Origin of the sequence: Aeromicrobium sp. REDSEA-S32_B7 (genome assembly GCF_001626145.1) — a bacterium.
Lineage (GTDB): Bacteria > Actinomycetota > Actinomycetes > Propionibacteriales > Nocardioidaceae > Aeromicrobium > Aeromicrobium erythreum.
The window spans coordinates 1-9,063 of sequence record NZ_LUNF01000172.1 but is presented as its reverse complement, the minus strand read 5'-3'; the positions used below and the strand labels follow the sequence as shown (position 1 = coordinate 9,063).

The 9,063-nt window shown below is 72.6% G+C and carries 7 protein-coding genes and 3 pseudogenes; 9 read left to right on the top strand and 1 reads right to left on the bottom strand.

The window, feature by feature from the left end; all coding sequences use genetic code 11:
• From A6Q79_RS12155 to A6Q79_RS12140, 4 genes and pseudogenes are all read left to right on the top strand, one after another.
• Positions 1 to 218, top strand: a pseudogene (locus tag A6Q79_RS12155) (oxidoreductase); the annotation flags it as partial.
• 103 nt (positions 219 to 321) lie between these two features.
• A pseudogene (locus A6Q79_RS12150) lies at positions 322 to 789 on the top strand (2-succinyl-5-enolpyruvyl-6-hydroxy-3-cyclohexene-1-carboxylate synthase); the annotation flags it as partial.
• Positions 790 to 917: 128 nt separating this feature from the next.
• On the top strand, positions 918 to 2,513 hold the full coding sequence (locus A6Q79_RS12145; protein ID WP_286689593.1) for a GMC family oxidoreductase: 1,596 nt from the start codon (positions 918 to 920) through the stop codon (positions 2,511 to 2,513).
• A complete protein-coding gene (locus tag A6Q79_RS12140) occupies positions 2,510 to 4,054 on the top strand; it encodes an aldehyde dehydrogenase family protein (protein ID WP_067854590.1) in 1,545 nt (514 codons plus the stop codon). The genes A6Q79_RS12145 and A6Q79_RS12140 overlap by 4 nt, the downstream gene beginning before the upstream one ends.
• Before the next feature lie 66 nt (positions 4,055 to 4,120).
• On the opposite strand, the gene A6Q79_RS12135 is transcribed toward A6Q79_RS12140, so the two are convergent.
• Positions 4,121 to 5,389 carry an isochorismate synthase gene (locus A6Q79_RS12135; RefSeq protein WP_317698425.1) on the bottom strand — a complete coding sequence of 423 codons (1,269 nt, stop codon included), beginning with the start codon at positions 5,387 to 5,389 and terminating at the stop codon, positions 4,121 to 4,123.
• 32 nt (positions 5,390 to 5,421) lie between these two features.
• On the opposite strand from A6Q79_RS12135, the gene A6Q79_RS12130 reads away from it, so the two are divergent.
• The 5 genes and pseudogenes from A6Q79_RS12130 to A6Q79_RS12110 form a co-directional block, all read left to right on the top strand.
• On the top strand, positions 5,422 to 6,114 hold the full coding sequence (locus tag A6Q79_RS12130; protein WP_067854595.1) for a demethylmenaquinone methyltransferase: 693 nt from the start codon (positions 5,422 to 5,424) through the stop codon (positions 6,112 to 6,114).
• A 532-nt stretch (positions 6,115 to 6,646) separates the two neighbouring features.
• Positions 6,647 to 7,876: an MFS transporter gene (locus A6Q79_RS12125; protein WP_286689592.1), complete on the top strand. Its 1,230-nt coding sequence runs from the start codon at positions 6,647 to 6,649 to the stop codon at positions 7,874 to 7,876.
• Between the two features lie 107 nt (positions 7,877 to 7,983).
• Positions 7,984 to 8,358 (top strand): helix-turn-helix transcriptional regulator, encoded by a 375-nt coding sequence (locus A6Q79_RS12120; protein WP_236749807.1) that lies wholly within the window; start codon positions 7,984 to 7,986, stop codon positions 8,356 to 8,358.
• A gap of 164 nt (positions 8,359 to 8,522) precedes the next feature.
• Complete coding sequence (locus A6Q79_RS12115) at positions 8,523 to 8,882, top strand: NADH-quinone oxidoreductase subunit A (RefSeq protein ID WP_067861288.1); 360 nt, start codon at positions 8,523 to 8,525, stop codon at positions 8,880 to 8,882.
• Positions 8,882 to 9,063: pseudogene (locus tag A6Q79_RS12110) on the top strand (NADH-quinone oxidoreductase subunit B); the annotation flags it as partial. The gene A6Q79_RS12115 and the pseudogene A6Q79_RS12110, both read left to right, overlap by 1 nt.

Genomic DNA, 9,063 nt, shown 5'->3' with positions numbered 1-9,063 from the left:
GGGCCGGGGAGATGCTCGCCGAGCTGACGGCAGCTGTCCGCCGCGGCGACCGTCCCCGCGACCTCGGCGGGGTGATCCACCCCTACCCCGCCTGGAGCGACGGCCCGTGGAACGCCGCCCTCGTCGAGGTGCGCGCCGAGCTGGAGAAGCCGCTGCCGCAGCGTGCGACCAGGGCGCTGGTCAGGACCCGCCGTTGGTGGTCGGACCGGCGTGCCTGACGCGGACCCTCGGCCGCGGCTGCTGCTCGTCGGCGCCTCCAACCCGGTCCGCGACCTGGACCTGATGATCCGCGGCTGGGCGGTGGGCGACCGGCGCAAGGTGCTGGCCAACCGCGGGCTGGCCGGCATCGACGGGGTGGTGTCCACGGCGGTGGGTGCGGCACTGGGCCGTCCGCACTCCTCACGCGCGATCGCGCTGCTCGGCGACGTCACCTTCCTGCACGACGCCAACGGCCTCGTGCTCGGGCCCGACGAGCCTGAGCCGGACCTCACGATCGTCGTGGTCAACGACGACGGCGGTGCCATCTTCTCCACGCTCGAGCAGGGCGGGCCCGAGCACGCCGACGCGTTCGAGCGCGTGTTCGCCACACCCACCGGCGCCGACCTGGGGGCCCTCTGCGCCGGCTACCGCGTGGCGCACCGACGCGTGGAGCCCGCCGGGCTGGCGGCCGCGCTCGCCTTGCCGACCGGTGGGCTGGAGGTGGTCGAGGTGGTCCTGCGACGTGACGACCGGCGCGCCCTCGACGCCGCTCTGCGCTCCGCGACGGCGGCTGCGCTCGCCGACGACTGAGCGCCGACGGCGTTGCGTCGATTGATCCCGTCCAGCAGTCGAGAAACCGTGACAGTCCTGGTGGCAGCAACCATGCCGGCGGTACGGTGAGTGGTGTGCGTCACGTGCGCGCCGACGAGAGGACGGGCATGGGGATCGAGACCTTCGACTACGTGGTGATCGGGTCGGGCAGCGGCGGCGGCGTGGTCGCCGCGCGACTCACGGAGGACCCCGACGTCCGCGTCCTGCTCCTCGAGGCCGGGCCGATGGACGACGACGACATGATCCACCTGCCGGCCGGGTTCTCGACGCTGTTCAAGACGTCGTGGGACTGGGGCTACCAGACCACGCCGCAGAAGCACCTCGGCAACCGTCGCGCCGACTGGCCGCGCATGAAGGCGCTCGGCGGCTGCACCTCGATGAACGCGATGATCTACATCCGCGGCAACCACGCCGACTACGACGAGTGGCGCGACGCCTACGGCGCGGACGGCTGGGGCTACGACGACGTGCTGCCCTACTTCGTGCGGTCGGAGGGCAACCAGCGCCTGCGCAACTCCTTCCACGGCAACGACGGCCCCCTGCACGTCGAGGACCGCCGCCACGACCACGAGCTGAGCCACGCGTTCGTCGAGTCGGCCGTCGCGAACGGCATGAAGCGCACCGACGACTTCAACGGCGCGGAGCAGGAGGGGGCCGGGCTCTACCAGGTCACCTGCCGCAAGGGTCGACGCTGGTCGGTCGCCGACGCGTACATCCGTCCGGCCCTGTCGCGCCCGAACCTGGTGCTGCGCACCGAGGCGTTCGTGACGTCGATCGACCTCGAGGGCGCGAAGGGCGCCAAGCGCGCCGTCGGCGTCACCTACCGGCGGGGCGCGTTCACCGAGACGGTGCGCGTGAACGCCGAGGTCGTCCTCGCGGGCGGCGCCATCAACAGCCCCCAGCTCCTCATGGTGTCGGGCATCGGCCCCACCGCCCACCTGAAGGACCACGGCATCGACGTGCAGGTCGACCTGCCCGGCGTCGGGCAGAACCTGCAGGACCACCCGGTCTCCGGCGTCCTCGCGCACACCCAGGGCACGACCGACATCGCCGCGTCGCTCAACCTGCCGCAGCTGCTGAAGGCCCAGAAGCTGGGTCGGGGTCCGCTCACGTCGAACGTCGCCGAGGCCGGCGCGTTCTTCACCTCGCGCGACGACCTCGACCTGCCCGACCTGCAGTTCCACTTCGCGCCCACCGGCTTCTGGGACAACGGACTGCACGAGCCCACGCAGCCGGCCCTCACCCTCGCCGCGACCCTGGTGCGCGTGCAGAGCCGCGGCCACGTGCGGCTGCGGTCGGCCGACCCGAGCTGGAAGCCGGAGATCGAGGCCGGCTACCTCGACGACCGCGCCGACCTCGAGGCGCTCGCCGCCGGCATCCGCCGCGCCTGCGAGATCCTCAAGGACGGTCCCCTGGCCCGGTACGTGAAGGCGCCGTGGGAGCCCGCGTCGCTCGACCCGACCGACGAGCAGGTGTACGCCTCGATCAACCGGCTCTGCCAGACGCTCTACCACCCCGTGGCCACCTGTGCGATGGGCACCGGCGACGAGAGCGTCGTCGACCCGCAGCTGCGCGTGCGCGGCGTCGAGGGTCTGCGCGTGGCCGACGCGTCCGTCATGCCCGCGGTCCCGCGTGGCAACACCAACGCCCCCACGATCATGGTCGGCGAGAAGGCCGCCGACCTGCTGAAGGAGTCCCGATGACCTCGACGTTCGACCGCCACCCGTCCCCGCCGCCCACCTCCGCCTCGGTCCCGGCCGACGGCGTCGAGACCTTCGAGTCGCTCGACCCGGCCACCGGGGACCTCGTCGGTGTGCACCCCGTCGCGGGTCCGGAGGACGTCGCCCTCGCGGTCGAGCGGGCCCGCGACGCCGCCGCCTGGTGGGGCAACCTCACGTTCGACGAGCGCGCGGAGCACCTGCTCACGTGGCGCAGCGTCATCACGCGCCGGATCGCGCAGCTGTCGGAGCTGTCGCACCGCGAGACCGGGAAGCCGATCCCCGACGCCCAGCTCGAGATCGCGCTCGCCATCGACCACGTCGCGTGGGCCGCCAAGCACGCCAAGAAGGTGCTCGGCCCGCAACGCGTGGCCTCCGGCCTCGTCATGGCCAACCAGAAGTCGACGGTGGAGTACAAGCCGCTCGGCGTCGTGGGCGTCATCGGCCCGTGGAACTACCCGGTCTTCACCCCGATGGGTTCGATCGCCTACGCGCTGGCGGCCGGCAACACCGTGGTGTTCAAGCCGAGCGAGTACACGCCGGGTGTCGGCGTGTGGCTCGCCGAGACGTTCGCCGAGGTCGTCGGCGGCATCCCGGTGCTGCAGGCGATCACGGGCCTGGGTGCCACGGGTGCCGCGCTGTGCACCTCCGGTGTCGACAAGCTGGCGTTCACCGGCTCTACGGCCACCGGCAAGAAGGTCATGGCGGCGTGCGCCGAGCGGCTCACCCCCGTCGTCATCGAGGCGGGCGGCAAGGACTCGCTCATCGTCGACGAGGACGCCAACATCGCCAAGGCCGCCGAGGCCGCGCTGTGGGGCGGCATGTCCAACGCGGGCCAGACGTGCATCGGCACCGAGCGCGTCTACGTGCACGAGAAGGTCTTCGACGCGTTCGTCGCCGAGATCACCGAGCAGGCCAAGGGGCTGCGCGCCGGGACCGACGCGGGCGCCAAGATCGGGCCGATCACCATGCCGTCGCAGGTCGACGTCATCCGCGGTCACGTCCAGGACGCGCTCGACCGGGGCGCCACGGCCGTCGTCGGTGGTGCCGACGCGGTCGGGGAGCGGTTCGTGCAGCCGACGATCCTCACCCACGTGCCCGAGACGTCGACGGCGATCACCGAGGAGACCTTCGGCCCGACGCTCGCGATCAACCCGGTGCGCGACATGGACGAGGCCGTCCGACTCACGAACGCCGGCAAGTACGGGCTCGCCGGCGCCGTGTTCTCCAAGCGCCATGGCGTGGAGATCGCCCGACGCATCCGCTCGGGCATGACGTCGGTCAACGGCATCATCACCTTCGCCGGCGTGCCCGGCCTGCCGTTCGGCGGTGTCGGGGAGTCGGGCTTCGGCCGCATCCACGGTCCCGACGGCCTGAAGGAGTTCACGTACGCCAAGGCCATCACCCGGCAGCGCTACGCACCGCCGCTGAACCTCACGTCGTTCAAGCGGACCGTGAAGGACGAGAAGGGTCTGAACCTCATCGTCACGCTGCTGCACGGCGGCAAGAAGACGCTCAAGCCCTGAGTGGTGGACGCTTCCGGGGCGTTCTCGGCGCGAGAGCGCCCCGGAGGTGTCCGAAACGGGAGAGGTTCAGGCCAGGGCGTCGCGCACGGGGACGAGCTTGGCCTGGCTCTCGGCCAGCTCGTCGGCCGGCACCGAGTCGGCGACGATGCCGCAGCCCGCGAACAGGCGCACGCGGCGGCCCTCGTCCTCCAGCTGCGCCGACCGTAGGCCGATGCCCCACTCGCCGTCGCCCTCCGCACCGATCCACCCCACCGGGCCGGCGTAGCGTCCGCGGTCGAGACCCTCGATCTCCGCGATGAGCGCGACGGCCGCGTCGGTGGGCGTCCCGCCGACCGCCGCCGACGGGTGCAGGGCGGCCACGAGGTTCAGCGCGCTCGCGTCGCCCCGCAGCACGGCCGTCACGTCGGTGGCCAGGTGCATCACGTTGGGCAGGTGCAGCACGAACGGTGCCTCGGGGACGTTCATCGACGAGCAGTGCGGGTCGAGCGCGTCGGCGACCGACCGGACGGCGTACTCGTGCTCCTCGAGGTCCTTGCTCGAGCGGGCCAGTGACGCGGCGAGCGCGAGGTCGCGGGTGTCGTCGCCCGTGCGGCGGATCGTGCCGGCCAGGACGCGCGACGTCACCAGCCCGCGCTCGAGACGCACCAGCATCTCCGGCGTGGACCCGAAGAAGCCGTCGACGTGGAATGTCCAGCATCCGGGGTAGTCGCGGGCCAGCCGGCGCAGCGGCGAGCGGACGTCGAGCGGCGTGTCGAGCTCGGCGACCAGGTCGCGGGCGAGCACGACCTTGTCGAGCTGGCCGGCGGAGATGCGGCGCACCGCCTCGGCCACCACGTCCTGCCAGGCGTCGCTGTCGACCGACCCGTCGACGAGCTCCACGCCGTGCGGGTGCTGCGGCGGGTCGGTGGGCGTGAGCGACGGCGGGGAGGAGATCGACGTGCCGACGACCGTGACCCAGCTGCGTCCGTCGCGGCGGCCCACGACCACCTCGGGCACGACGAGGCTGCTGCCGCGGCCGTCGTCGGCGAACGCGAAGCTGCCGAATGCCACAAGTCCGCTGCCGGGCACGTGCACCTCGTCGCGCGTGACGCTGTGCCGCGTGACCTCGCGCCACCAGCGGTGCGCGCGGTCGAACCGGTCGGGTCCGTCGACGGACAGCGACGCCGCGCGACCCCAGCCGACCAGACCGTCGCCGTGGTGCACCCAGGCGACCGCGTCGGTGTCGCGGTGCAGCAGCGCGAGCAGCGGTCCGGGGTCGTCGACCTCGACGGTGCGGGCGACGAGCGGCGACGGCAGGGGGCTCGCCGCAGCTGCCACGGGGGGAGGGCTCGTCACCCGATCGAGCCTACTCGTGGGACGCTTGCGGGGTGAGCCGAGCCGGACTGGACAAGGAGCCCCGCGACGTCGCGCGCATGTTCGACACCGTCGCCCAGCGCTACGACGTGACGAACGACGTGCTGTCCCTCGGTCAGGACCGCCGGTGGCGTCGCAAGGTCGTCGACCTCGTGGCCCCGAAGCCGGGCGAGCGCATCCTCGACCTCGCCGCCGGCACCGGGACCTCCAGCGAACCGTTCCGCGAGGCGGGCGCCACGGTCGTGCCCTGCGACTTCTCCCTCGGCATGCTGCAGGAGGGCCGCCGCCGGTTCGCGCACCTGCCGTTCGTCGCCGGTGACGGCATGCGCCTGCCGTTCGCCGACGCCTCCTTCGACGCGGTGACGATCTCCTTCGGCCTGCGCAACATCCACGACCCGCTGCAGGGTCTGCGCGAGCTGCGACGCGTGACCCGACCGGGCGGTCGGATCGTCGTGTGCGAGTTCTCCACGCCCACGTGGGAGCCGTTCGCGGCGGTCTACTCGAACTACCTGATGCGGGCGCTGCCGTCGATCGCGCGTCGGACGTCGTCGAACCCGGAGTCGTACGTCTACCTGGCGGAGTCGATCCGCGCCTGGCCCGACCAGAAGGGCCTTGCCCTGCGCATGGTCGAGGCGGGCTGGGGTCGCGTGGAGTGGCACAACCTCTCGGGCGGCATCGTGGCGCTGCACCACTCCTTCCGCCCCTGACGTTCGTCCGTCCGGACCTGCTGGTGCGTCGCCTGCGGTGGTCCCGTCGGGCGATGCGCCGGTCGCGGTCCGTCCCGGCCTGTTGGTGCGCCGCCTGTGACGGTCCTCGACCCGCCGGTGCGCTGCCTCGGCCCGCGCTGGGTGTGGTCTTCGAGAGGCCTCGACCGGGCCGATGGCGCGATGCTCGGGGGGCCCCGGGCTGCGGCCGGGTGCGGCGTGGGGGCGGTAGGTGGCGCGCGCTTCCTGCGGAGGCGGAGGTAGGTGACGCGCGGTAAGAGCCTCTCATTCCACGCGTCACCTACCTCCGAGCCCAGGGACACGCGCGTCACCTACCGCCCACCCAGCCCGCACCCCGAGAACCCGACCAGACGCCGCTCCCAGCCAGCCGGTCGAGGCCTTCTCGGAGGCCACCTCCAGCGCGAGCCGAGGCAGCGCACCAGCAGGCCGAGACCGACCGCAGCCGGCGACGCCCCGTCCACGACGCACGGCGCTTGTCGCTTGCACATGTGCGCGGATGTGCACACAATGAACTGTGCTCACGACGCTGCGCCGCCACCCGCGCTACGCCCGGCTCTTCGCCGCCCAGCTGAGCGGGCTGCTCGGCACGGGCGTGCTGACCGTCGCGCTCGCCCTGCTCGCCGCCGACCTCGCGGGACCGCAGGCGGCCGGGGTGCTGGCGACGGCGATGACGGTCAAGATCGTCGCCTACGTCGCGCTGTCGCCCTGGATCGCGCGGCTGACCGCCGGGTGGGCGCCGGTGCGCGTGCTCGTCGGGGCCGACGTCGTGCGCGTCGCGGTCGCGGCGTCGCTGCCGCTCGTGGACGCCACCTGGCAGGTCTACGTGCTCGTCCTGGTGCTGCAGGCGGCGTCGGCCGGGTTCACGCCTGCCTACCAGGCCCTCCTGCCGCGGGTGCTGCCGGAGGAGGACGACTACCGGCAGGCGCTGTCGCTGTCGCGGGTCGCCTGCGACGCCGAGGCGGTGGTGAGTCCCGCCGTCGCGGCGCTGGCGCTCGTGCTGGTCGACGCCCGCTCGCTGTTCCTGCTGTCCGCCGTCGGCTTCGTCGGCTCGCTGGTCTGGGTGCTGGCCGCACGACCGCCCGCCGCCGCGACGCCGGCCGGAGGTCGGGAGGAGCGCAGCGGCGGGTTCGTGACGTTCGTGCGGGTGGCCGACCTGCGCCGGCTGCTCCTGCTCGACCTCGTCGCGGCCTGCGCCTACGCGTCGGCCCTCGTCCTCACGGCGACGCTGGTGGCCGACGTCGGCTGGGGCGAGTCCGAGGTCGGTGTCGTGCTCGCCGTGTTCGGGGCCGGCTCGGTGGTCGGTGCGGTGCTCGTCTCGCGTTGGACGGGGGAGCCGTGGACCCCGATGTGCTGGGGTGGGGGCGTCGTGGCCCTCGCGCTGCTCGTCGCCGCGGCAGTGGGCGACGGGGGTGCTGGGCTCGTCGCGACGTGGGCCGTCCTTGGCCTGGGGTCGTCGCTCGTCCTCACGCCGTCGGGGCAGGTGCTGCGCGCGCAGGGCGAGGGTCGACGCCTGACGCTCCTGTTCGCCGGACACTTCGCCTGGTCGCACGCCTGCTACCTGCTCACCTACCCGCTCGCCGGGCTCGTGGCCGTGCAGACGTCGCCACGGCTGGCCCTCGCCGTCCTGGGTGGGCTCGCCGCCGTCGCCCTCGTCGGGGCGCTGCGCCCCCACCCCTCCCGCTCCCGCCTGTTTGCGTGGGGCCCCACGCAAACAGGCTCCGCCCACCGCAGACATGCGGCGTGAGTGCGCGTTTGCGTGGGGCCCCACGCAAACGCGCACGGGGGACACGCCTGACCGGGGCGACCGGCGCGCCGACCCCTGCGCGACCCTGGCTGCGACACAATGACGACGTGAGCGACGGCGGCAGGGGCGGGCGGGCGATCGAGCCTGCGCCCAGCCTGCGGCACGACGTCGAGCCGACGCCCGAGCGCCTGGCCGAGGCGTCGGAGGTGTTCGGCCTGCTCTCCGACCGCACCCGCCTGCACCTGCTGTGGGTGCTGGCCCGTCAGGACGCCGACGTCACCACGCTCGCCGACACGGTCGGCGCGAGCCGGACGTCGGTGAGCCAGCACCTGGCGAAGCTGCGACTGGCCGGACTCGTCGAGGCGCACCGCGAGGGCCGCCGCGTGCGGTACACGCTCGTCGGCGGACACCTGCGTCGCCTCCTCCTCGAGGCTCTCGGACACGCCGACCACGTCGTCACGGGCGAGCCACACCACGTCTGACCTGCGCAAACACCACCTCACCGGACTCCGCACCTCGACTTAGTGTGACCTCAGTTACACACGCCCCTCGGCGGGCGTAGAGTGAGGCGCAGGTCACGTTGTGAAGTAGTTCACAAGGTCACGACCTCGGGAAGACCCCACGCCCACACATGCTGGAGGTGACGGTGAACGAGTACACACCGGTCCTCGTCCTGGGCGCCCTCGCGGCCGGGTTCGCCGTGTTCAGCATCGCGATCGCGCCGCTCACCGGGCCGAAGCGGTACAACCGCGCCAAGCTCGACCGCTACGAGTCCGGCATCGAGCCCAGCCCGCTCCCCGACGGCGGCGGCAAGGTCAGCGTCAAGTACTTCTTCACCGCGATGATGTTCATCGTCTTCGACATCGAGATCGTCTTCCTCTACCCCTTCGCCGTCGCCTTCGACCAGATGAGCTGGTTCGCCGTCTTCGCGATCCTGCTCTTCCTCGTCAACGTCACGATCGCGTACGCCTACGAGTGGCGCCGCGGTGGAATGGAGTGGACCTGATGGGTCTCGAGGAGAAGCTGCCCAGCGGCGTCCTGCTCTCGACGGTCGAGGGCCTCGCCGGCTACATGCGCAAGGCGTCGTTCTGGCCCGCCACGTTCGGGCTGGCCTGCTGCGCCATCGAGATGATGACGTTCGGCGCCCCCCGGTTCGACTCCTCGCGGTTCGGCATGGAGGTCTTCCG